Below are 20,344 nucleotides of genomic sequence, written 5' to 3' on the forward strand. Positions count from 1 at the left end.
AGCGGTCAGGGAACCTGAATGCGTTGTTGCAACTCGGCCAACAGTGTGCTCACATTGCGGGTGGCATTGGCCTGTTCTGCCGTTGCCTCGGTGATCAGACCGACCGATGTGGAGGTGCTGCCCACCGAGGTCACGATCTTGTCGAAGGCTACCTCCACCTGCGCGGAAACATGGCCGCCATCATCCACCCGTTGCACGGTTTCACGGATCAGCTTGGCGATCTCGCGCGCGGCCAAGGCCGACTTTTCAGCGAGTTTGCGCACCTCATCGGCAACCACCGAGAAACCCAAACCATGTTCACCGGCGCGCGCAGCTTCGATGGCCGCGTTGAAGGCCAGCAAATTGGTCTGGCTGGCGATCTCGCCAATGGTGTCCACAATATCCTGCACACTTTGCGAGGACTTCTGAATTTGCGCGATGGATTCTCTGGACTTGGCCAGCAACAGGCTGCCTTCACTGGCATCCTGCTGCGTTTGCTGAGCCAGCTTGCTGGACTCGTTCGAATTCTGGGAGATACGCTCGATGGAGGCGGACAGCTCATCGAGCACCGAGGTGATGGCTGCGATCTTCTCTTGAACCTGGACCTCAGCGTTGACCCGCTCGGTGATGTCCGTGGCGAACTTCACGATCTTGTAGGGATGCCCTTTCAGGTCAAAAATCGGGTTGTAGGTGGCCTGGATCCACACTTCGGCCCCATGTTTGCCAAACCGCTTAAACCGCCCGCTCTGGAATTTGCCCTCAGCCAGGTCAGCCCAGAAATGGCGGTAAGCCACCGACGTCAGCAAGGCCTGGTCGCAGAACATTTTGTGGTGCTGCCCAACAACTTCCTCGGCGGTGTAGCCAAAAGTGCGCAGGAAATTGGCGTTGGCCTGCAATACATGGCCACGCATGTCGAACTCGATGATGGCTTGTGAGCGTGAAAGCGCTTGAATTTTTTCCTCAAACTCGGCGTTGCGAAGCTTGGCCCCAGTGATGTCGGTGGCAAATTTGACCACTTTGATCGGCACACCCTCTGGATTAAAAATCGGGTTGTAAGAGGCCTGTATCCACACGTCTTTACCCGTCTTGCTGACCCGAAGGTACTCACCCGCATCAAATTCACCTTTGCCCAGACGCTCCCAAAACATCAGGTAGTCCGAGGTGCGGGTGTAGGCAGGGTCACAAAACACACGGTGGTGTTGGCCCACAATCTCCTCTTCGGTGTAGCCAAACGTGTTCAGGAAGTTCTGATTGGCATGCAGGATGCGACCCTGCAAATCAAATTCGATGATGGCCTGAACCCGGTGGATGGCCGCCACCATGGCAACCAATTCCGTCTGCTGTGTGTCCTTGGCCAAAGTGGCGTTGTCCATGTCTTTCTCCCTTCAGGCTACTGAAGCAGTTACAAGTTCTGAAAGCTTGCGGTGCGCAAATACCAACACAAGCGTATGCCGCCTTGGCTTGAAATTCAAGCCAAGCGGCGCAGAGCTACAACATTTGCAGCACTCTGACTTTTCAATAATTGGCTTCCAAGCGACTCAGACCTCTAGCCATGGCCTGAGATCACAGTCAGATGTCAAAAGCTTTCCCACTCATCACCGCCCGCCTTGGCTGCGCTGCTGTGGCTCAAGGCAGCAGCTTGGGGTGCTGTCTTGGCAGCGACCTTCTTGGCCGGGGTCATCGCCTTGGGTGCACTGACCACCGCGCTGGTGCGTGCTGCGGGTGCCGAAAAACCGTGATCCTGTCCCGCCGCAAGTTTGAACACTGCCACAGTGCCCACCAGGTCTTGCGCCTGGCTCTTGAGGCTGCTGGCCGCTGCGGCCATCTCTTCCACCAGGGCTGCGTTTTGCTGGGTGACCTGGTCCATCTGCTGGATGGCTTCCCCTATCTGGCCCACACCCTGGCTTTGTTCGGTGCTGGCGGCGCTGATCTCACCCATGATGTCGTTGACCCGGCGAATGGAGGCCACGACTTCGGTCATGGTGGTACCGGCCTGGTCGACCAGGGCTGTACCTTGTTCGACCCGCTCGACACTGGTGCTGATCAGGGTCTTGATTTCTTTGGCGGCTTCAGCACTGCGGCCTGCCAAGCTGCGCACTTCACTGGCCACCACCGCAAAGCCCCGGCCTTGTTCGCCAGCTCTTGCGGCTTCCACCGCAGCGTTTAATGCCAGGATGTTGGTCTGGAAGGCGATGCCGTCGATCACACTGATGATGTCGCTGATCTTGCGGCTAGCTTCGTTGATGCCTTTCATGGTGTCCACCACCTGTGCGACGACTTCACCGCCCTTGATGGCCACAGAGCTGGCGTTTTGGGCCAGTTGGTTGGCCTGACGGGCGTTGTCGGCGTTCTGTTTGACGGTGGAGGACAGTTCCTCCATGGAAGCGGCTGTTTCCTCCAGGGCGCTGGCTTGTTCTTCGGTGCGTTGGCTCAGGTCGTTGTTGCCTTGGGCGATTTCGGAGCTGGCGGTAGCAACCGAATCGGAGCCAGTGCGCACCGTAGAGACCACACCAATCAGGGCGGTTTGCATGCGATCCAGTGCCTGCAGGACCAGACCCGTTTCATCTTGGGAGGTGATGTTGATCTTGCCAGTGAGGTCACCGGCAGCCACACGGCCTGCAGCTTCCACCGCCTGGGTCAGCGGTCCGGTGATGGAGCGAATCAGCCAGAGACCGGCAATCGACGCCAGCACCAGGCCCACCAGGGCGGCGCCGATCATCATGTTGCGAGCAAAAATGTCCGCGGCATCACTGCGCTGGCCTTCAGCCACTGCACCGTCGTGATTGAGCTCCACCAGTTTGTTCAAGGTATCCGAGAAACGGCGGTAAACAGGGCTGCTTTCCTGATTCATCAAGGTTCTGGCCTGATCATTCTCGTTCTTGCGCGAGGCCTCAATCATGCGATCGTGTACCTGCAAATAAAGTTTCCAGTCGGTCGCAAAACTGTCGTACAGCTTGCGCTCCTGCTCACTGCTGATCAGCTTGACATAGGCATCGTGGTCTTTGTCAAAGCCTGCTTTTAACTCAGCCATCCGCTTTTCGACGTCAGCCATTTCCTGAGCGTCGGTGCTCAGCACATGTTTGAATTCCTGCGCACGGAAATTGGCAGTGGCGGTGTTCATCCTGTTGACCAACTCCACACTGGGCATCCAGTTGGTGGTGATCTGATGTGTGGAGGCGCTCATCACCGCCATTTGCCACAGGGCCAGTCCCGCAATGCCAAACAGCATGGCGGTCATGAACCCCAAAATCACCTTCAGGCGGGTGGCAATTTTCAGGTGGTTTAAAAAATCCATGGCTTTCCCCTTGTGTTAAACGACATATAACAGCTCAATTCAGCAAACTCGACACCGCCCCCCTGGCTGCGCCTGGCAGGCGCACCGGCGCAAAGGTGATCCGGTCAGACACCGTGTTCTCCACCATCCCAAAGGCCCGCTCGTCAAAACTCAGACTGATCGACACACTCACACCAAGCAGGTAGGCCTCACCGGGCATGTGTACCGGTGCAATGGCCAGATGCTTGAGGGGTTGAAGGCAGCGGATACCGTGCCCCTGCAGGATATCGATGCCCTCATCCTCACGCGCTGCGGGAAAACCAGACACCTGCGGCATGCCAATTCCTGCAAGTCAGCTGGAGAGACCACCGTGTCCACTGTGCTGCTACGCACTGTTGCTGCCTGAGCCATCTCATCATCTGACGCGAGCAGCGCAAAACTACATTATTTATCAAAATTATATATTTTTTAAAAACACCTTGCACACCACCTACGGTAACGAGGTGTTTATGGGTCCTGCTGATTTGAATGTCCCCAGGTTCGTCACAGGCTTGGTACAAACCCTTGGCACGAGGACGGCCGAACTCCTGGCGGCGACGCAGCAAAACCAGTAAGCGTGCAGATTCAGTCGGCGGGCTCCACCACCCAAAGCCGCCCCAGAGCCGACTTCAGGCGCCCAGAAGCAACAGCAGCAAGGCCACCCGTGCTTTGACGGGAGACAGCCCCTGCGCATGGGGAAATTCGCTCTGGGTGGTCGCCAACACACGGCCCTGGGCACAGCGGGTGGAGCGCACCACCTTCACCCCGGCCAACACCGCGCGGCGCAGCGCTGCTTCCAGATCGTGGTGCATCGTGCCGTTGCCAGTACCAGCTACCACCAGGCCACGCAGTGGCGCCACACCTTCACGTGGGCACAGCAAGGCATCCACCACCTCACCCCCACAACCGGCATAGTTCATCACAATCTCGACACGTGGCCAGAGCGCTGCATCTGGTATATCTTTGATAGCTACATGCCATTTATCCATAAGGGCTAGAGGCCAATTTTTTACCATCCTGACCTGCCCTTCCTCCACGTACGCCAGCGGGCCTGCGTCACCGGAGTTGAAAGCATCTATTTTGTAGGTGTGTCCCTTTTGCACGTCCAAGCCGCTGTGCACCGTGCCCGCACACACCACCACCACCCCATGGGCGCCGGGCGTCAGGGCCACGGCCGCCGCATCCATCAGGTTTTGCGGGCCATCCGGCGACTGCGCCGAGGCCGGTCGCATGGCGCAGGTCAGCACCACCGGCTTCTCATTGATCAACGCCGCAGGCAAGACAGCGTGTAAAAAATAAGCGGTTTCTTCCAGCGTGTCGGTGCCGTGGGTGATGAGCACCGCGCTTACATCGGCCTGCGCCAGGTGGTGGGCCACCCGTTGCGCCAAGCTCAGCCAGACGTCGAAGCGCATGTCCTTGCTGTCGACCTGAGCTACCTGCTCACTGACCAAGTCATGGTCGCTTAACACAGCTTTCAGGGCGGGCACTGCCGCCAGCAACTGCGCCACGCCGACCTGGGCGGCGGTGTAGCCAATGTTGTCGGCCGGGTTGCTGGCGGTGCCGGCAATGGTGCCGCCCGTGCCCAGCACCACCATTTTTTTGGGAATTAATTCAGATACCACTTGCACACTTTCAAAAACTGATTAAAAATACAGTTACTGGATAAGAAAACAGTACCACCCACAAGGAGTCACCATGCTCACCCGTCCCAAACTGACCGACCGCCAGCAACAGATCCTGGATCTTATCCAGAGTGCCATAACACGCACAGGTGCCCCACCTACACGCGCCGAGATCGCTGCAGAGCTGGGTTTCAAATCCGCCAACGCGGCCGAAGAACATTTGCAGGCACTGGCCCGCAAAGGTGCGATTGAGCTGGTCAGCGGTACCTCACGTGGCATCCGGCTGCGCAGTGATGACTTGCGTTCCATCAACGAGTCACGCCACGCCCAGCTGGCGTCGCCCCTGGCGGCGCTGGCCCAGTTGGCCTTGCCATTGATTGGCCGGGTGGCTGCGGGCTCACCTATCCTCGCACAAGAACATGTGGACAGAACCTATTACGTCGAAAACAGCCTGTTTCAGCGCAAGCCGGACTATTTGCTCAAGGTGCGTGGCATGTCCATGCGAGACGCCGGCATCATGGACGGCGACTTGCTGGCCGTGCAGACCACCCGCGATGCCAAAAATGGCCAGATCGTGGTCGCCCGTCTCGGTGAAGAGGTCACCGTCAAACGCTTCATGCGCAACAAAAACATCATCGAACTGCACCCAGAGAACCCGGACTACCAGACCATTGTGGTTGAACCCGGTGAGCCGTTCGAGATCGAAGGCCTGGCCGTGGGCCTGATCCGCAACACCATGCTGATGTGAACCCGCTCCTCCACCCTGCACTTCACCCCTGAACCACCTCTGTGAAAGCACGCACCATGAACCACGCATCCACCACATCGTCTGTTTTGCAATCGTTCAAGGTGCTTTGGCAGTGGCTGATGGCCAAGCCAGGGCAACCACTGCCACGGGGGTCCGTGCCAAGCACAACCTCAGAAAGAGCCGCCGCACTCACCCGGACAGATGCCAGCACATCGGACACTCCAACCCACACCACAGAGGCCAACAAGCAACCGGTGCGATCCAGTCGCCCCGTGCGGGTGCTGCAGGTGATGGAGTCAGGCCAAAATCCCAGCCAGTCAGGACGGTTGCGGATTTCCGGGCGCATGGCCGACGTGTGTGCCGAACTTGACCGACTGGCAGCCCGTGAGGCACTGCAACACTAGGCCTGGCTGACACGCTGCCGGCGCAGCTGGCCAGGCGGGTAAAAGTTGGTAATTCAGGATCACTGATTCCATCAGGTTGTCCCCGCCGAGGCACAATCGGTGGCATGAATATTGTGATTCTGGACGATTACCAAGACGTGGTGCGCAAGCTGGCATGTGCAGCCAAGCTGGAGCCACTTCAGGCTAAGGTGTACACCAACACCGTCAAAGGACTGGGGCAATTGACGGTCAGACTCAAAGACGCCGATGTGATTGTGCTCAACCGTGAGCGCACCCACTTGTCTCGTTCCGTGATTGAAAAGTTGCCCAAGCTCAAGCTGGTGGCACAAACGGGGCGGGTCGGCACCCATCTGGATGTCAGTGCCTGTACCGAGCGCGGTATCGCGGTAGCCGAGGGTACCGGCTCACCGGTGGCACCCGCCGAACTCGCTTGGGCATTGATCATGGCGGCCATGCGCCGCCTGCCGCAATACATCGGCAACCTCAAACACGGCGCATGGCAACAATCTGGTTTGAAGTCCAGTGCCATGCCGGTCAATTTCGGCCTGGGCACCACACTCAAAGGGCGCACGCTTGGGATCTGGGGTTATGGCCGCATTGGCCAGTTGGTCGCGGGTTATGGACGGGCTTTTGGCATGCGGGTGCTGATCTGGGGCAGGGCTCCGTCACGAGAGCGCGCCGTGCTCGACGGGTTTGAGGTCACCAGCAGCCGAGAGGAATTGTTTGAGCAAAGTGATGTGTTGTCCCTGCACCTGCGCTTGAACGAAGACACCACGGGTGTGATCAGTGCAGAAGATTTGTCCAGAATGAAACCGACCGCGCTGCTGGTCAACATCTCACGCGCCGAGCTGATCCAGCCCGATGCGTTGCTGGGTGCACTCAACCGGGGCCGCCCTGGCATGGCTGCGGTGGATGTCTACGAGTCTGAGCCGATTCTGCAAGGCCACGCTCTGTTGCGTCTGGAAAATTGTGTGTGTACACCGCATATCGGTTATGTCGAACTCGACAGTTACGAAATGTATTTCGGCGCCGCGTTCGACAACGTGGTGAACTTCATCAAGGGCCGCCCTACCAACATCGTGAATCCCGGCGCACTGCAGGTCAGGCGCTGAACACCTGCACAGCCGTTTCCCCACGACTGTGCCAAGCAGCGACTTTCAGAAAAGATACGCTGCCAACCCATCAAAAAAATAGCTGTTGTGCGGGCGGGCCAAAGTCACGCAGAATACCCTGACGCTGTTGTCGTACCGGAGCCAGACTGAGGCTGAACACATCTGAAGTTCTCGTTTCTTGTTGCCTTGGTTTGAGGCCAATCGATTGGGCGGCACAGCTATTGCTTTCAGCCATGCTTCGTTTCTTCTATTTTCGGAGTACCCAATGAAATTCGAGTTATTGATGCGACGCCTGAGCATCCGCCTGCGTATGTGGGGTGCGATCGGCATGGTGAGTACCGCACTGTGCCTGATTGGTGGCATTGGCATCGCTGCTCAGTTGTACGCCAACAGCATCACCGTCCATCTGGTTACCCGTGACGTCACTTCCATGACCGAGGTGGGACGCCTGCAACAGGCCATGCGTGACTTGCGAATCAACGAAAAAGACATGGTGATCCAGTATGAAAACTCGGTCGAAGCCTCAAAACACAAGGAAGCCTGGACAGCCGCTTATGCACAAATCGAGAAGTCAGCGCAAACACTGTCCCCTTTGCTTCCTGAAGAGGAACAACGCCAACAGTTAACGTTGATCCTCAACGACATGCAGCAGTTCAAGACCGAATTTGCCCCCATGGCGACACAGCTTGAAAACATGGGTTTCCCCTCTGCACAGGTCGCAGCAGCCACCATTGGCAAACTACAGCCCATCATTGACCGAGCCAATGCCAGCCTGACCGCATTGGCCTCGGAGCTGCAAACTGCCACAGAAACCAACCAGCAAGCACTGCAGCTGACCCTGAACAAGGTGATCTGGCTGATCGTTGGCATGACGTTGTTGGTACTGGCCATCATCATTCCTCTGACGCTGGCCAACATGAACTCCATTTGCCACCCGATTGACCAAGCAGAACGCATGGCACGCGCCATTGCCACTGGCGACTTGACACGGCAACAGATCGACACAGGCGGAAACGACGAAACCACGCACCTGCTGCTGTCCTTGTCCGACATGCAGACTGCACTCACCCAGTTGGTCGGGCAAGTGCGCAACACCACAGACAGTATTGCCACCGCCAGCGCTGAGATCGCCAGTGGCAATCAGGATTTGAGCGTCAGAACCGAACTGACCGCCAACCAGCTGCAACAGTCGGCCTCCAGCATGGACCAACTTACGGCCACGGTGCGCCAATCAGCGCAAGCCTCACAACAGGCCAACCAACTGGCGGCCTCCGCTGGTCAGGTGGCCGCACGTGGCGGCCAAGTGGTGGCCCAGGTGGTCAGCACGATGAACGACATCCAGGTCAGTTCCAGGAAGATCAGCGACATCATCAGTGTCATAGATGGCATCGCTTTCCAGACAAACATCCTGGCCTTGAATGCGGCAGTCGAAGCTGCGCGTGCGGGTGAGCAAGGACGCGGCTTTGCGGTGGTTGCCAGCGAGGTCCGCAGCTTGGCCGGACGTTCGGCAGCAGCAGCCAAGGAAATCAAAGGGATCATTGGTGCGAGTGTGGAACGCATTGACGCTGGCACGCGCCTGGTCACCGATGCAGGTCAGACCATGGAAGATATCGTCGCGTCGGTTCAGCGCGTGACCGATATCATGGCCGACATATCGAGGTCGTCTTCAGAGCAGGATCGTGAAATTCAAGGAGTTAATGCGGCTGTTGCCAATCTGGATGAAATGACACAACAAAATGCCGCCTTGGTGGAGCAATCTGCCGCTGCGGCTCAAAGCATGCGCGAACAGGCCCAAGTGCTGTCCACGCTGGTGGCTACTTTCAAATTGAACGACATCAACCAAGACGCACCCCAACTCGTCGGAACACCAAGCTTGCTAACCATGTGAGGCAGCATGCAACCCGGAGGCTCAGAAACTGTGCGCCAGTGAACCAGATCACGCACAGCAGTCAGTCAGCCTTAACGTGACAGATGACTGAGCCCTGACCATAAAGCATTGAGGTCCAGAAAGTTCCACTGTGCCGGGTCTTCGCGGTTGATGATCTTCTCCTGCGTCATTGGGTGCGACAAGTCAACCACGCACGGCACGATACGCATATTGGATTTGGTGGAGAAGAAGGCTTTGATGATGGGCATGGTGAGTGACTTGGGTGACTGCTCGATCACCACCCCAATGCGTCCGGACTTCAAACGCACCAGCGAACCCACCGGATAAATGCCCATGCTTTTGACAAACGCCTGAAACACCTTGGGGTCAAAGTGTCCACTCCATTCGGCCATGCGGCGTAAGGACTCTGCCGGATCCCAGCCAGATTTGTAAGGTCTGTTAGAGGTGATGGCATCGTAAACGTCACACACCGCAGCCATCTTGGCATACAGGCTGATGCCGTCGCCAGTCAACCCTTTAGGATAGCCACTGCCGTCCATTTTTTCGTGGTGATGGAGCACCACATCCAGTGACACTGCATCTACAGCACTGCTGGCGGTGAGTATCTTGTAGCCCTCGGCGGGATGGGAGCGTATGACTTCAAACTCGGCATCGGTCAACTTGCCAGGTTTGTTGAGCACATTGATCGGCATGGCCACCTTGCCCATATCGTGCAACAACCCCGCCATCCCGCACAGCCGCGTCTGAGTGTCATCCAACCCCAACTGCTTTGCCAATGCAACCATCATGGCGCACACTGCCACCGAGTGCATGTAGGTGTAGTCATCCGCCGTTTTGAGACGTGCCAGGCTGATGATGGCCCCAGGGTTGCGTGCAATCGAGGCAGAGATCTCTTCAACCAACTGCTGTGCGCCACCCACATCGACTGCTCTGCCCATCCGTGCCTCTTGAAACATGGATACCACAGCAGCTTTGGAGCGTTGGCAAATAAGCGCTGCACGCTCCAACTCCTGGCTGGCTGGCACCGTGCTGGCGTGTTGCGGCGACGGGGGAGAGATTTCAACACTCGGTTGCGTAGCAACTGGCGCCGATATCTCCTCTTGCCCAGCACCTGCCGTCACACTAATGGGCACATCCAAGCCCTTGCTGCAGTCGATCATCACCTCTTTGACGCTGCTGGCCAAAATCAACTCAATGTCTTTGGGGTCCTTGAGCACAAACTCGGTACGCCAGAACGGATGATCAATCCAGGAACCACAAAACTCCTTGAGGTGCATCCCCAAACGGAGCTGATCAACTTGAATACGTTTAAGCATTTTTTGATGGTGCCAGCACCCGTCCAACATCGGATGAAGCTGTGACAGTGCGACTCAATGCACTTGCCATGTCACAAGAGTTTGCCACAGACACATGAACAAAACCGGGAACCCGTTGCGCATTTGTGAATTAAGCCGCACATGCTAGATGTACTGTACTTGAGCCTCAACCACTCGGTTAAGTAGCACTGACCGATGAGCCAGTCAGTGGGACTAATGCAAATGACGGGGTTTGCGCCCCCCGCCGTGCCCCATGCCACTGGAGCCACCACCCGAACCACGTGGTGGCTTGCCCAACTGCAGGGAGTTGACCAAGTCGTCAAATCGCTGGCTGAACAAACTGTCGATGGCCGCAACCACACCGCCGAGTTCAGCGCCATCAAAGTGGCGTTCCATCAGATTGACCACATCCTGCACCAACAAATCACGTTGAACCTGCATGATGGATGCGGGATCTGGTCCAACAAACAGCATCACAAAATCATCGCGTGACTCGGCATCGGAGGCATCTTCTTCGTCTTCCTCGTCGAACTCGGTGTCGTAAAAGGTAACCTCAATGGCAGCACCGGATTGCGCCACGTCATTGAGGTTCATACACATCTCATCAAGCGCTTGGCGGAAGTCGTCATCACCCTCGACAGTCCAGCACATTTGTAACAAATGTTCCTGGGCATCAAACCGGATACCAGGCTCATCTTCGTAAAAACTGCCAGACGCAGCAACCAAAGATTTGGCACCCGCATACTTCCACAAGGGCTTGAGTGCATCCTGCAGATTGTCGAACGTCACATCGGTGCGCAAAGCCACCTGACCATGGACATGAATTTCAAAAGGGGCGTTGTAACGTGCCATAGCGCTGGAGTTTAAGTGGTGCCGAGACCGGAACCGCGTCCAGCCAGTAAGCATTTGATTTAATTGAATAAATTTGTAGCGTTAAAAATAAGTACCGTCAAAAGTACCGTCAATTCTCAATCTGTCTCAAATAAGCTACATCTTGACACCACGTGAATGGCTATGATTTTAACGCCTCGCACGCAAAAGGGAATGCGAGACGTTGCCAACGAAAGGACCGCCGGTAGCCCATAGCGGTCATGTCCGACAATTTACACCCAATCAAATTGGTACCGTTTCTGGCAGTCAAACAATCCGCATTTTTTTAAAAATGCCATGGGTAGGAACTGACAAAACTGACGAAAGCATTTGATATGACGCTTTCACAGGATTAGAAAGCCACATCAATCAGTTCTGAATTGACGTCAGCGTGTCGCCTTCAAAGTACAGATAGCCACCGTCGTACACCCATTGCTCATGTGTTCCATAGGCATTCGTTGTCCGGTTGACCTTGTTTGGCCTGCCCCATGAGCTATCAAGTGCATCTTGTTTACTCATGCCAATAGTGACACCTTCTTTTCTCTTCCTTGCCTTTTCGGCGCGCTCTTCTTTTTTCGCCTCAAGTGCAGCTACTTTCTGAGCCTTTGCCTCAATAGCTTCAGCATCTGCTATTTTTTTCAGTCTCTCCTTTTTCTGCGCTGGTGTTTCATTGGCCATTTCGTCGCGGAGCTTGTCGCACTGTTCTGGCTCTGCATTCCCAGCGCATTCCGGGTGTCTGGCGGTCTTTGACTGAACCGGAGATGCGGACACCTGCGTTATCGGCTGCGGTGGGGTGTCTCCTGGCTTAAACACCATCATGGCAACCGTGATAGCAAAAAGGCCACCGAAGAATATTGTGAACCTGCTTGTCGGCTTGGGCGGTATCGCGCCGCACTTTGGGCGGGCTTTTGCTTCGCTGCTGATCTCTGATCCGCATTCCTTGCACTTGATAAGCGCCATGATTCCCCCTATTTGGCTGTCCAAACCAACGGCTTACGGCCTTTGCGGCTCTGTTCACCAAAATAATACATTGGCTGGGTAGCTCAAATACTCCCCCCTTGTATATTGAAAGTTCGCTCGCGGTGCGTACTTATTGCGACGGAAAAACGGCTAAATCGTTCAGTTATTGTTGCGCAACAACCCGGCTTTACGGGTGTCTGTCATTGGGAAAACTGGCCTTTTTCTGTTGCGAAACAGTTAGGAAACTTTTGATACTGCTGCGAACTAAATTTGATTCTTCAGGCTGGCCATTTCCTGAACAAGCTGCTCAGGCGGGATGTGACACTTGGGCCAACTCTGCATCAGCGTCCAATCTACCTCGGTCGCGGTGTTGCCCTCAATCCGGCTTGCGAGTAGCTCAAGGTCTGATGGCTGCTCTACCCAGTAGAACGGTGCCACCTTGGCTGGTGCCCATTCGTTGCGCCAGTTGACTGATTCCCGCATGGCACTCAGGGCAGCGTGCAGATTAGCCTCTCGCACTGGGTCAGCCTTGGGCGGGCGAGCCTCCAGAGCTTGCAGGCGGGTTGCGAGTGATCCCATGTTCATCTGTCTTTCATCAGCGAGCGCCGTAACGCGGGCGTCAGTCCCAAGGATGGCAGCGAGTCCAGTAGTCTGGCGGCCTCGTCTGTTTCGGTTTCTGCGGTCAGTGCGTCACTGAATCGCTGTTCTGGCGTCCTCAAATCGCCGGGCGCGGGCGGTATCAAGGCCACCTGCGCGAGAACCAGCTTCATCAGTGCGTCAATCTGTCGGTCTTCTTCCGCTCGATTGGTGGGGCCTTTGGCCTCCAGGACTTGCAGGCGCTGTTCTAACTTCACGGCTGGCCACCATAGAACCGCTCCAGTCCGGTTACGTGCTCACGGATGGCGCGAACCCCACCAGGAACAGCAGCGACGGCGGCGCAGTCGTCATCTGTCGCTATGCCAGCGTCAAGCCGATCCAAAAGCACACGGCCCCCGCCTACCTTGTCAACAGCTTCAATCAGGTCATAGAAGTGGCTCAGGCCGCTGATCACCCGGCGCGATTTGTCGCGGGTCTCCAGTGATGCAAGGCGGGCGCTAAGTTTCTGCATTCTGTTGCTCCAATGCCGTGATGCGTGCAGCGAGTTCGTCAATCTCGGTGATCTTGGCAAGCGAACCAATCGCGGTGATCAGTTGCGCCGCTTGTGTGGGTGCGAGTTGGCCTGCAGCGACTGCAGACAGCACAGCATCGGCTTTGGCGGTCAGCGTACCGGACTCGGGAAAGTGCAGCGCCACCGCCTGTTCAATGGCTTTGACGGGTGGCAATACACGCTCCAGGATTAGGCGCGCGGCTTGTACATCGCCGGACTTTGCCGACGCGACCAGATTGGCGAGAATGCCTGGCAAATCTCTGGCAAGTGATGCGCGAAGCTTTGACACTTCGCTGGTGCCAGGCTTTCGCCCCTTGGGATTGCCGGACTCTCCAGCCTTCCAGCGTCCGGATTTTTTGGGCTTTTCTGTCATTGCTTTTTGCCTGCTATTGCAAGGTCAAACCTTTAAAGCTCCAGTGAGTACGGCGCAGATGTTCGGTTCGGCGTTTTCAAACCCTTTGCGAAGAAACTCCTTACTTGCCCCAGTCGCTTCCACGCTTTTAACCTGAGAATTCAACAATGTTGCCGTGTCAATGGGCATCAATACGCTGGCCCCGGATTGCCCGGGGATCAGCATCACATTAAACCAAGCTGGCAAAGTGTTGACAATTCCGATGCTTCGCATGATGGCCCCCTTAGATTGCTATTCCGTTGTGCAACCTGATCCCGGCCTGTGTCACCTCTGCCAGCATCAAACGGCCACCAATTGCCGCGCCAGGTAACGCCTCGCGGTGCTTTTGTACTTGAATCTTCACCAAGTCCGCCATGCTCTCCGGCGTGCTGACATCTTCAGATGGATAGCCCCAGGCCAGATCCCAGCACCCGACATAACCGGGGTCTTCAATTTCGAATTCTTCAAAGGCATCAGACATGCTTTCGCGGATGAAATGCCTGCAACAGACTCGCCCACCGGAATTCCCAACTAACAAGAACTCTTGACGCCCCATTTGTTCGCGTTGCGTTGCTGTCATATTCGCTGTCAGATTCTCACAAATGAACTTGTTCGCAGTTTCCAACATGGCGGGCATGGCATCACAAAGGGTGTCAAGGTCGGATATGTCTAGGTGCTGGATAGCCAACGAAAACACCGTAGAAAGATAGACGTTGTGTCCACGTTGCGCCATAACGACGCCAGCATGTGGAATAACAAGCAGCTTGCTACCGTCAAAGACTTGTCCAGTTAGAACAATTTGTGTTGCCGTGTCGGTCGCAATGAGTGCTCGCTCGGGAGATAGCCAAACATTAATGATGCTCATGATTTGTCACTCGCTGAGAAGGACACGCCACCGACAATGAATGGCGCGCTGGTCACAAATCCGGCGTTCATCATAAGGAACGCTCCTACAACTGTGTTTGATAAAAGCGTTGAACCGACATAAGAGACGGCGGCTGTAATGGCGGCTGGCATCACACACCTCCTTTACATTTTTGGGATTGGCTACCACTTGGTGACATTGATGGTTTCATGTTGATTTCACTTTCTAAAATTGCATCCAAACAGGTAAAGCGTGGATTCGCCCACCCGTGACTGAGTTACCTTGAATGACCAGCGTCCTGAGCGTTTGGGTTTGCCAGAAATGACGCTTTTCCCATTGGTGGCTACACCTTGAGGGAATCGGCAATTGCGGCGCGAATACTGGGCTCTGCGTTCTCAAAGCCCTTGGTCAGAAAAGACTTCTCAGCAGATGCGCGCCTGAATTCCTGCTTATGGTCAGGGTCGTGAACCACTGACGCATATTCAGCCTTGTAACCAGCCGTACCGACCACGCGCGTGGCGCTGACTTCGACTTTCTTATATTGCGAATTCAGCAGCGTGGACGTATCTATGGGCGTCATCACGCTGGCCTCAGACTGCCCCAAGATCAGCCCCTGAGTGATGCCATGGACTGCCTTGGCTTGCACCGTCGCAATGAAGTCAGGCAAGCGATTGATGATTCTTGTTTTTCCCATGATGAACTCCTATGCCTTGGTGTAGCGATTGGCGACACAGACGTCTGCCAAATACCCAGCGGGCACAGTTGCACTGCCTTGGTCGTAGTGGGCAACGACGATGTTTCCAGACACAGCAGCAGCCAAGCGCCCGCCACTGGATATGGTCAGTTCCTGCCCGGTGGCATACGTCCCAGCGGCCATAGCCCATAACACCTCATCTCCGGGCTTCAGCAGGTATGCCACCCCGTTTTGGCCGGATGTATAGGGTGTCATCAGCGGTTCAATGATCGAAAAAGCGAAGCTGAAAAGGCTACAAAAGTCCTGATCACCCAGCAGGGCCAGACGGCCACCAGAAGCGGCGGTTGCTTGGGTCAAGGTGGAAGCACCGACAAACACAGCGGTACCGGGCAGGTATGCGCCTGCAACAGCTCGGTCGGTGATGGTGCGCGGATTGCCGCGAGCACTGCGAAAAATTCTGTTTGCCATGGTGATGCCTTACAGGTCGTTGATTGAATAGTTTTCAAATTCGTCAGCAGGCTGGCCAGCGTTGCCAGTCACGGCGGCGGGTTGGTCGCCATTGGGGTTATTGAAGTCATACCCGGTAAATTCATCAGTCACGGCATTGGCTTGCATGCCACGGGCCTGAATCAGACGGTCGATATAGCTCTGCGCTTGGCTCAGGGCTTGTCGCGCCCCCGCCAGGTCGTTGGTATTGACGCAATAGCTCGCGTCGGTTGCCTTGCGGCTGGCCAGCTCTTGCAATAGTTGGGCGTCGGTAGGCATGATGGGTTTTCCTTTCGGGGTTGGGGTGGTAGCAGGCGCGGTCGCGTTAAATGCAGCAGCGGGCGATTTGATGTCCGTGGTGGGCTTATTCAGCACCGGGCGGGCGGCTGGCGTTGGGGCGTCACAAGTGACAAACATGGGGGCGCTTTTCATGGTCAGTTCCCCTGTTCTGCTTGGGCGCGGATGCGTTCGGCCTCAATTTCAAACCTTGTATCGTTCACCACGGTGTAATGCTCTACCCGGCGTCCGAAGTCACCAAAGGCGGCAATCCGGCTGGCGTGAAACGACAAAACCAGCTTTTCAAAATCTTCAGCAGCGACTGCAAGCGCCAGCTCAGCACAATCGGCGTGCGCTTTCAAAATCTCAGCTTCAGCGGCGCGGGTTGCCTTGTCAGCTTGCACCAGGGCGGTGTTTGCTTGGTCGATACGTTTCTGCGCGGCTGGGATGGCGTCATTCAGCAGGGCGTCAATCTTTAAATTGGCGTTGTCCAGAAGCTTGCCAGCAGCAGCGGCGGTCGTTTCCACTTTGTCACCAAACCCCAGCTCTGCCAATGTCGCGGCGCGTTGCAACAGGCTCGCAGCGGTCGCCTTTTGCTTTTCAGCCTCAAGAGCCGCATTGATGGCGGTCATTCCATCCTGGGCGTCCTGGGCGGCGCGGGTCGCAGTGACTTGTGCGTCAGCAGCATCACGCCAGGCTTGCCGGGCATTGGCCAGTGTCTCGCCAGAATTGAGCATCCGGGTCAGGTCGCTGGACTCTTGCCGGGCTTGGTTGATTTGGCCTTGCAGCTTGTTGAGGGCGTCCAGAGCGTGCGCCGTGCGTTGCTTTGCGGCGGCGCGGTCAAGGGCCATGCGCGGCGTTGGGTCGGCTTTATGCTGTTCGACGCACCAATCAAGCTGTTTTTGTGCGGTGGCGTGCGCTGCCTGCAATTTGGCCAGCTCAGGGCTGTTAATCACAGCTTTGACGGCTTCCAGTTTGGCGGTTAAGGTTTGGGTGGACATAGTGGTGGTGGGTGGTTAAGGGTTGATTGATGGAATGGAAACCAGCGTGTAAAGCGCCACGTTGTTGTGGCTGAAGCCGTCGCCGTCCACAGTCGTGATGCGGTCGACGTCGAAAACATAGCCGTCGCGGATCAGGTCGTTCACACGTCCCGCCGGATGGCTTATCCCGGCTCGCCTGAGTTCATACGTGTGATGCGGGCGGGTCTTGGTCAGCGAGATCAGTCGCGCAAATTGGGCGGCGGTGTCCGTTGCCCGTGATATCTTCTTGCGCTGCTTTTTGGGTGGTTTTTTATCTTCCATGCTGTCATGCTTGGAAGGGTTTTGGACAACGTCCAGGCCTTGCTGTCCAGATTTAACGCGGCCCCATGGCAATAGCCACCTTGACGCGGCGTTGGGCTGTTTTGATATCGACGCTGTAGCGGGCAGCAATTCGGAATTGAACAGCACGCGCAGCCAAACCACTGACAAGCAGTTGACGTGCAAACACAATCGAGCAATACCGGGTGAAGGCTTGTCGAGTGCTGGCAGGTGCAATGCTGGCCATGATGGCGATGGCGTCTGCTTCGCCCAATTTGGTTAACAGTAGGTCGAACTCACGCATAAACTGGCGCGGCGTGAAATCTGGCCGTCTGTTTGGCGGGTCTGGCAGCGTTACCTACCTTCAGGTATCGAGCGGTTGGGCGTGGTGGGCGCTGGCGTGCGCGGCGGGCCTGTTCTGCCTCTATCGCTTCCACGGTATCGGCATAGGGGTAAGTGATGCAGCGGGTGATGCCTATCTCGCGCTCGATTCGCCGTCCGACGATTGGGCGTCTGTCCGGTTCGGGTAGCCACTGAATCGGGCAGGCGTCCAACTGAAACACCTCGCACGGCCCCGCCGGGTGCAGGGGTGTCGCCAGGGTGGCGTTTACCGTGCGCTGGGTCACTGGCATCAGATCAATTTCATCATCATCTTGTTCCATGTCTGAACATGTTATGGAGACACCAATTTCGGCAGACACAAAAAGAATTGACGGTACTTTTGACGGTACTTTTTCATCAGTTGCCGTCAGAAAATTGGCGTTTTCATTGTGGAATTGGTTTTCGATGTGGTTCCCCGTAGAGGAATCGAACTGGCTAACAGCCATTGCCATCCAAGGTGGCGGGTACCGCTTTTGGTCCCGTTGTCTTCGCCGCTCATCCCGGCGCGGTGGCTTTTTGCGCATGGTGGTGTCCTCAAAAGTGGGCGGGCTTGCCGTTGAAGTGGTCTAGAAGGTCTTGCTGTTGGTGCGCTGGCACTGCCAGCACGTCTAGGCGCATTTGCTCGCGGGCGGTTGCGCTGTCGTTGAACTGATCACAGCGGCGCATGGCAGCCGCTATCGCTTCATTGGCCAGGCGCATGGCAGCAAAGGAAAGTTGCGAGTTGCGCGGGGTAGCAAACGCAACTCGCAACTCATCGTCTGAATCGCCTTGAGTTGCGCCTGTTTTTGGTGCCTGTTGCGCCCTTGTTGCGATGGCTGTTGCGCCCAAAACCCTTACTTCTTGCGGGTTTGCGGGGTGTTGTTGCGCTTGGGTTGCGATGCCTGTTGCGCTGTTTTCTGTCAGAGTTGCGGGTTGCGTTTGCTTAGGTGCGCAACTCGCAACTGTTGCCTTCAGTTGCGTTCTGAGTCCCATCATTTGCCCTCCGGTTGCACATCACCAAGCTCACGCGCTTTGCGCATATGGCGGCTGACGTTGCTCTTGTTCAGTTCAAGTTCGTTGGCAATTTCTGATTGACTCAGGCCTTCTTTGGCCAGCGCCACCACGCGGTCATAGGTCGAGGCTTCCACCGTGCGGTAAGTCCAGGTAGCCCTGTCGTCTGTGCCGCCTAGCTGCAGTTCCAGACTTTCAACAGCGTCACCTGTCAGAGCGCGCGATTTGGTGAACTCGCTGACAAAGACCGCGCCTTGAGTCGGGTCGTAGTCTTTGGGGCGGCTCAGGCCGATCACCACGTCGAGCAAGTCCTCGCGTTTGCTGGTGCCGCGTTGCTGGCCGCCCTTGCCAGCGTGATGCACCATAACCACTGCGATGCCGCGCCTTCTTAGGCTCAGAATCCAATCCGCGATAGGCAGCCAGGACTCAGCCTCGTTTTCGCGTCCTGAGCGTGCCCAGCAACTCAAGTTGTCAACAAAAACCACTTCGGCATCCTGAATCATGTGATCAATCGCTGCTTGTCCCTCCAACGTGGAAACGTCAGGCATCAATCTGCCCTCGGGCAACAAATCCGGCGTAAAGACGCGCAAATAACCCGGCTCAGGCTCCACGTCAGGGCAGTGCATCAGTAGGCGCTGTTGCATCACGCCACCGGGCAGTTCACCGTCAAGGTAAAGCACCTTTCTGGCCTTGGGTGCGCTCCACTTCGCAAACGCGCCGCCTGTCGCCACTGCATACGCAACACTCAGGGCAAAGTGGGTTTTGCCGATACCCCGGGCGGCGAAAACCATGCAAAGGTCTTGCGAGTGCAGCCACGGGTCAAGGATCACGTCGCGCATCTTGAATTTCATTTGCGCCAGGACGTGCACGTCCATGGCTTCGATGGGCAGCAGCTTTTTCAGTTCGCTGTAGGCGTCGCGCTCAGGCGGCTGATACATGGTCGCTGCCTTGGCGTCAACTTCGCTTAAGAGAGTGTCGTCAAGCATGCGTTCTCCCGGTCTGGTCGTTCAGTAGGCCAATGCGCCCGGCTGCCAGGCGTAAGCGTTCGGTGTCCGCTGGCGTCAACGTGATGCCGCGCAGGTAGTTGGTCAGGGCCACCGCGACAAACAGGCTCTCGCTGGCCAGCAGTTCAAGTGCCTGACTAGCGGTCAGAAGGTTGGCTATTTTTTTGGGTGCGTTGGCAGGAATATCACGGGGTGGGAATAGGTCGGTCATCTGCAGGCCCATAGCGGCCACCACGTCAGCGGTTTCGCAACCGCCAAAGCAGTGCAGCAGAACCGCGCCGTCTGGTGTCTCTCTCACGCTCAGGGACGGGCCTTTGTCATCGTGTGCAGGGCAGCGTGCTGACCACTGGCCAGGGCGACCGCGACGAACTTTTTCAAGTCGGTCTAGGACGTTTTCAAGCGGGGTCATGTTTCACCCCCACTTGTCTAGCAAATTGCGCCAGGCTGGCCAGATCAGGGCAATGCAGCGTCAGCCCCCAGCGTGAAGCCAAGAACCCTTGACCAAATCGGCTAACGTGGTGGCCTGCCGTTGCCAGTTGCGCTATTAATTGCGTAGTGCGCTGTTCGAATGTGACTTCTGCAGCGCTGTCGTGTGGTGCC

At 56.4% G+C, this 20,344-nt stretch carries 27 protein-coding genes; 4 read left to right on the forward strand and 23 right to left on the reverse strand.

Annotated elements, in window-relative coordinates:
- Window positions 1-5: 5 nt before the first annotated feature.
- The 4 genes from RF819_RS01935 to RF819_RS01950 form a co-directional block, all read right to left on the reverse strand.
- Window positions 6-1,352 carry a methyl-accepting chemotaxis protein gene (locus RF819_RS01935; RefSeq protein WP_078363413.1) on the reverse strand — a complete coding sequence of 449 codons (1,347 nt, stop codon included), beginning with the start codon at window positions 1,350-1,352 and terminating at the stop codon, window positions 6-8.
- Window positions 1,353-1,555: 203 nt separating this feature from the next.
- Entirely contained in the window at window positions 1,556-3,274 is a 1,719-nt protein-coding gene (locus RF819_RS01940) for a methyl-accepting chemotaxis protein (protein ID WP_078363414.1), read from the reverse strand.
- Between the two features lie 34 nt (window positions 3,275-3,308).
- Complete coding sequence (locus RF819_RS01945; protein ID WP_078363415.1) at window positions 3,309-3,590, reverse strand: hypothetical protein; 282 nt, start codon at window positions 3,588-3,590, stop codon at window positions 3,309-3,311.
- A gap of 331 nt (window positions 3,591-3,921) precedes the next feature.
- On the reverse strand, window positions 3,922-4,887 hold the full coding sequence (locus tag RF819_RS01950) for an asparaginase (protein WP_078366722.1): 966 nt from the start codon (window positions 4,885-4,887) through the stop codon (window positions 3,922-3,924).
- A gap of 100 nt (window positions 4,888-4,987) precedes the next feature.
- On the opposite strand from RF819_RS01950, the gene lexA reads away from it, so the two are divergent.
- The 3 genes from lexA to RF819_RS01970 all read left to right on the forward strand — a co-directional run bounded on the left by lexA (window position 4,988) and on the right by RF819_RS01970 (window position 9,066).
- Window positions 4,988-5,662, forward strand: a complete 675-nt coding sequence (lexA, locus tag RF819_RS01955; protein WP_078363416.1) for a transcriptional repressor LexA — start codon at window positions 4,988-4,990, stop codon at window positions 5,660-5,662.
- A gap of 508 nt (window positions 5,663-6,170) precedes the next feature.
- Window positions 6,171-7,178, forward strand: coding sequence for a D-2-hydroxyacid dehydrogenase family protein (locus RF819_RS01965; RefSeq protein WP_078363418.1), 1,008 nt, complete (start codon window positions 6,171-6,173; stop codon window positions 7,176-7,178).
- A gap of 265 nt (window positions 7,179-7,443) precedes the next feature.
- Window positions 7,444-9,066 (forward strand): methyl-accepting chemotaxis protein, encoded by a 1,623-nt coding sequence (locus RF819_RS01970; RefSeq protein ID WP_078363419.1) that lies wholly within the window; start codon window positions 7,444-7,446, stop codon window positions 9,064-9,066.
- Between the two features lie 71 nt (window positions 9,067-9,137).
- Here the strand turns inward: RF819_RS01970 and RF819_RS01975 are convergent, their stop codons facing one another.
- From RF819_RS01975 to RF819_RS20820, 13 genes are all read right to left on the reverse strand, one after another.
- Entirely contained in the window at window positions 9,138-10,382 is a 1,245-nt protein-coding gene (locus tag RF819_RS01975) for a cyclic di-GMP phosphodiesterase (RefSeq protein WP_078363420.1), read from the reverse strand.
- 213 nt (window positions 10,383-10,595) lie between these two features.
- The gene (locus RF819_RS01980) at window positions 10,596-11,234 is read right to left on the reverse strand and encodes a DUF6806 family protein (RefSeq protein ID WP_078363421.1); all 639 of its coding nucleotides are present in this window, start codon (window positions 11,232-11,234) and stop codon (window positions 10,596-10,598) included.
- 387 nt (window positions 11,235-11,621) lie between these two features.
- On the reverse strand, window positions 11,622-12,212 hold the full coding sequence (locus RF819_RS01985; protein WP_143541550.1) for a hypothetical protein: 591 nt from the start codon (window positions 12,210-12,212) through the stop codon (window positions 11,622-11,624).
- Window positions 12,213-12,476: 264 nt separating this feature from the next.
- Window positions 12,477-12,791 carry a hypothetical protein gene (locus tag RF819_RS01990; protein ID WP_078363423.1) on the reverse strand — a complete coding sequence of 105 codons (315 nt, stop codon included), beginning with the start codon at window positions 12,789-12,791 and terminating at the stop codon, window positions 12,477-12,479.
- A 2-nt stretch (window positions 12,792-12,793) separates the two neighbouring features.
- On the reverse strand, window positions 12,794-13,066 hold the full coding sequence (locus RF819_RS01995) for a hypothetical protein (RefSeq protein WP_078363424.1): 273 nt from the start codon (window positions 13,064-13,066) through the stop codon (window positions 12,794-12,796).
- The gene (locus tag RF819_RS02000; protein ID WP_078363425.1) at window positions 13,063-13,320 is read right to left on the reverse strand and encodes a hypothetical protein; all 258 of its coding nucleotides are present in this window, start codon (window positions 13,318-13,320) and stop codon (window positions 13,063-13,065) included. The genes RF819_RS01995 and RF819_RS02000 overlap by 4 nt, the downstream gene beginning before the upstream one ends.
- Complete coding sequence (locus RF819_RS02005) at window positions 13,307-13,732, reverse strand: DUF5681 domain-containing protein (RefSeq protein ID WP_244899851.1); 426 nt, start codon at window positions 13,730-13,732, stop codon at window positions 13,307-13,309. The genes RF819_RS02000 and RF819_RS02005 overlap by 14 nt, the downstream gene beginning before the upstream one ends.
- Window positions 13,733-13,756: 24 nt before the next feature.
- Window positions 13,757-13,984 carry a hypothetical protein gene (locus tag RF819_RS02010; protein WP_143541551.1) on the reverse strand — a complete coding sequence of 76 codons (228 nt, stop codon included), beginning with the start codon at window positions 13,982-13,984 and terminating at the stop codon, window positions 13,757-13,759.
- 10 nt (window positions 13,985-13,994) lie between these two features.
- Window positions 13,995-14,615, reverse strand: coding sequence for a hypothetical protein (locus tag RF819_RS02015; RefSeq protein ID WP_078363428.1), 621 nt, complete (start codon window positions 14,613-14,615; stop codon window positions 13,995-13,997).
- Between the two features lie 343 nt (window positions 14,616-14,958).
- Complete coding sequence (locus tag RF819_RS02020; RefSeq protein WP_078363429.1) at window positions 14,959-15,309, reverse strand: hypothetical protein; 351 nt, start codon at window positions 15,307-15,309, stop codon at window positions 14,959-14,961.
- 9 nt (window positions 15,310-15,318) lie between these two features.
- A complete protein-coding gene (locus RF819_RS02025; RefSeq protein ID WP_078363430.1) occupies window positions 15,319-15,777 on the reverse strand; it encodes a hypothetical protein in 459 nt (152 codons plus the stop codon).
- A 9-nt stretch (window positions 15,778-15,786) separates the two neighbouring features.
- On the reverse strand, window positions 15,787-16,227 hold the full coding sequence (locus RF819_RS02030) for a hypothetical protein (RefSeq protein ID WP_078363431.1): 441 nt from the start codon (window positions 16,225-16,227) through the stop codon (window positions 15,787-15,789).
- Between the two features lie 2 nt (window positions 16,228-16,229).
- Window positions 16,230-16,703 carry a hypothetical protein gene (locus RF819_RS20820; RefSeq protein ID WP_143541552.1) on the reverse strand — a complete coding sequence of 158 codons (474 nt, stop codon included), beginning with the start codon at window positions 16,701-16,703 and terminating at the stop codon, window positions 16,230-16,232.
- Between the two features lie 135 nt (window positions 16,704-16,838).
- Here RF819_RS20820 and RF819_RS20825 point away from each other — a divergent pair, with 135 nt between their 5' ends.
- Entirely contained in the window at window positions 16,839-17,057 is a 219-nt protein-coding gene (locus RF819_RS20825) for a hypothetical protein (protein ID WP_143541553.1), read from the forward strand.
- Between the two features lie 30 nt (window positions 17,058-17,087).
- On the opposite strand, the gene RF819_RS02040 is transcribed toward RF819_RS20825, so the two are convergent.
- From RF819_RS02040 to RF819_RS02060, 6 genes are read right to left on the reverse strand one after another with little or no spacing between them, the layout of a single operon-like run.
- A complete protein-coding gene (locus RF819_RS02040) occupies window positions 17,088-17,372 on the reverse strand; it encodes a helix-turn-helix domain-containing protein (RefSeq protein WP_078363433.1) in 285 nt (94 codons plus the stop codon).
- A 52-nt stretch (window positions 17,373-17,424) separates the two neighbouring features.
- A complete protein-coding gene (locus RF819_RS02045; RefSeq protein WP_078363434.1) occupies window positions 17,425-17,673 on the reverse strand; it encodes a hypothetical protein in 249 nt (82 codons plus the stop codon).
- Window positions 17,666-18,274, reverse strand: coding sequence for a hypothetical protein (locus tag RF819_RS02050; RefSeq protein WP_078363435.1), 609 nt, complete (start codon window positions 18,272-18,274; stop codon window positions 17,666-17,668). The genes RF819_RS02045 and RF819_RS02050 overlap by 8 nt, the downstream gene beginning before the upstream one ends.
- A 10-nt stretch (window positions 18,275-18,284) precedes the next feature.
- A complete protein-coding gene (locus RF819_RS20830) occupies window positions 18,285-18,722 on the reverse strand; it encodes a hypothetical protein (protein ID WP_158081217.1) in 438 nt (145 codons plus the stop codon).
- Window positions 18,722-19,726 (reverse strand): AAA family ATPase, encoded by a 1,005-nt coding sequence (locus RF819_RS02055; RefSeq protein ID WP_078363436.1) that lies wholly within the window; start codon window positions 19,724-19,726, stop codon window positions 18,722-18,724. The genes RF819_RS20830 and RF819_RS02055 overlap by 1 nt, the downstream gene beginning before the upstream one ends.
- Entirely contained in the window at window positions 19,719-20,042 is a 324-nt protein-coding gene (locus RF819_RS02060) for a hypothetical protein (RefSeq protein ID WP_143541556.1), read from the reverse strand. Before RF819_RS02060 ends, RF819_RS02055 begins: the two co-directional genes overlap by 8 nt.
- Window positions 20,043-20,344 lie beyond the last annotated feature (302 nt).

This window comes from Rhodoferax fermentans, from assembly GCF_002017865.1.
GTDB lineage: Bacteria > Pseudomonadota > Gammaproteobacteria > Burkholderiales > Burkholderiaceae_C > Rhodoferax > Rhodoferax fermentans.

What these genes read in the sequence shown, in the direction of transcription:
- RF819_RS01975 (WP_078363420.1), bottom strand. Translation starts at nt 10,382, where the DNA reads ATGCTTAAACGTATTCAAGTTGATCAGCTCCGTTTGGGGATGCACCTC.
- RF819_RS02025 (WP_078363430.1), bottom strand. Translation starts at nt 15,777, where the DNA reads ATGGCAAACAGAATTTTTCGCAGTGCTCGCGGCAATCCGCGCACCATC.
- RF819_RS02040 (WP_078363433.1), bottom strand. Translation starts at nt 17,372, where the DNA reads ATGGAAGATAAAAAACCACCCAAAAAGCAGCGCAAGAAGATATCACGG.
- RF819_RS02030 (WP_078363431.1), bottom strand. Translation starts at nt 16,227, where the DNA reads ATGAAAAGCGCCCCCATGTTTGTCACTTGTGACGCCCCAACGCCAGCC.
- RF819_RS20820 (WP_143541552.1), bottom strand. Translation starts at nt 16,703, where the DNA reads ATGACCGCCATCAATGCGGCTCTTGAGGCTGAAAAGCAAAAGGCGACC.
- RF819_RS01980 (WP_078363421.1), bottom strand. Translation starts at nt 11,234, where the DNA reads ATGGCACGTTACAACGCCCCTTTTGAAATTCATGTCCATGGTCAGGTG.
- RF819_RS01990 (WP_078363423.1), bottom strand. Translation starts at nt 12,791, where the DNA reads ATGGGATCACTCGCAACCCGCCTGCAAGCTCTGGAGGCTCGCCCGCCC.
- RF819_RS02050 (WP_078363435.1), bottom strand. Translation starts at nt 18,274, where the DNA reads ATGCGCAAAAAGCCACCGCGCCGGGATGAGCGGCGAAGACAACGGGAC.
- RF819_RS02020 (WP_078363429.1), bottom strand. Translation starts at nt 15,309, where the DNA reads ATGGGAAAAACAAGAATCATCAATCGCTTGCCTGACTTCATTGCGACG.
- RF819_RS02045 (WP_078363434.1), bottom strand. Translation starts at nt 17,673, where the DNA reads ATGCGTGAGTTCGACCTACTGTTAACCAAATTGGGCGAAGCAGACGCC.
- RF819_RS02005 (WP_244899851.1), bottom strand. Translation starts at nt 13,732, where the DNA reads ATGACAGAAAAGCCCAAAAAATCCGGACGCTGGAAGGCTGGAGAGTCC.
- RF819_RS01965 (WP_078363418.1), top strand. Translation starts at nt 6,171, where the DNA reads ATGAATATTGTGATTCTGGACGATTACCAAGACGTGGTGCGCAAGCTG.
- RF819_RS02015 (WP_078363428.1), bottom strand. Translation starts at nt 14,615, where the DNA reads ATGAGCATCATTAATGTTTGGCTATCTCCCGAGCGAGCACTCATTGCG.
- lexA (WP_078363416.1), top strand. Translation starts at nt 4,988, where the DNA reads ATGCTCACCCGTCCCAAACTGACCGACCGCCAGCAACAGATCCTGGAT.
- RF819_RS02010 (WP_143541551.1), bottom strand. Translation starts at nt 13,984, where the DNA reads ATGCGAAGCATCGGAATTGTCAACACTTTGCCAGCTTGGTTTAATGTG.
- RF819_RS01945 (WP_078363415.1), bottom strand. Translation starts at nt 3,590, where the DNA reads ATGCCGCAGGTGTCTGGTTTTCCCGCAGCGCGTGAGGATGAGGGCATC.
- RF819_RS02000 (WP_078363425.1), bottom strand. Translation starts at nt 13,320, where the DNA reads ATGCAGAAACTTAGCGCCCGCCTTGCATCACTGGAGACCCGCGACAAA.
- RF819_RS01985 (WP_143541550.1), bottom strand. Translation starts at nt 12,212, where the DNA reads ATGGCGCTTATCAAGTGCAAGGAATGCGGATCAGAGATCAGCAGCGAA.
- RF819_RS01950 (WP_078366722.1), bottom strand. Translation starts at nt 4,887, where the DNA reads ATGGTGGTGCTGGGCACGGGCGGCACCATTGCCGGCACCGCCAGCAAC.
- RF819_RS01935 (WP_078363413.1), bottom strand. Translation starts at nt 1,352, where the DNA reads ATGGACAACGCCACTTTGGCCAAGGACACACAGCAGACGGAATTGGTT.
- RF819_RS20830 (WP_158081217.1), bottom strand. Translation starts at nt 18,722, where the DNA reads ATGGGACTCAGAACGCAACTGAAGGCAACAGTTGCGAGTTGCGCACCT.
- RF819_RS02055 (WP_078363436.1), bottom strand. Translation starts at nt 19,726, where the DNA reads ATGCTTGACGACACTCTCTTAAGCGAAGTTGACGCCAAGGCAGCGACC.
- RF819_RS01940 (WP_078363414.1), bottom strand. Translation starts at nt 3,274, where the DNA reads ATGGATTTTTTAAACCACCTGAAAATTGCCACCCGCCTGAAGGTGATT.
- RF819_RS01970 (WP_078363419.1), top strand. Translation starts at nt 7,444, where the DNA reads ATGAAATTCGAGTTATTGATGCGACGCCTGAGCATCCGCCTGCGTATG.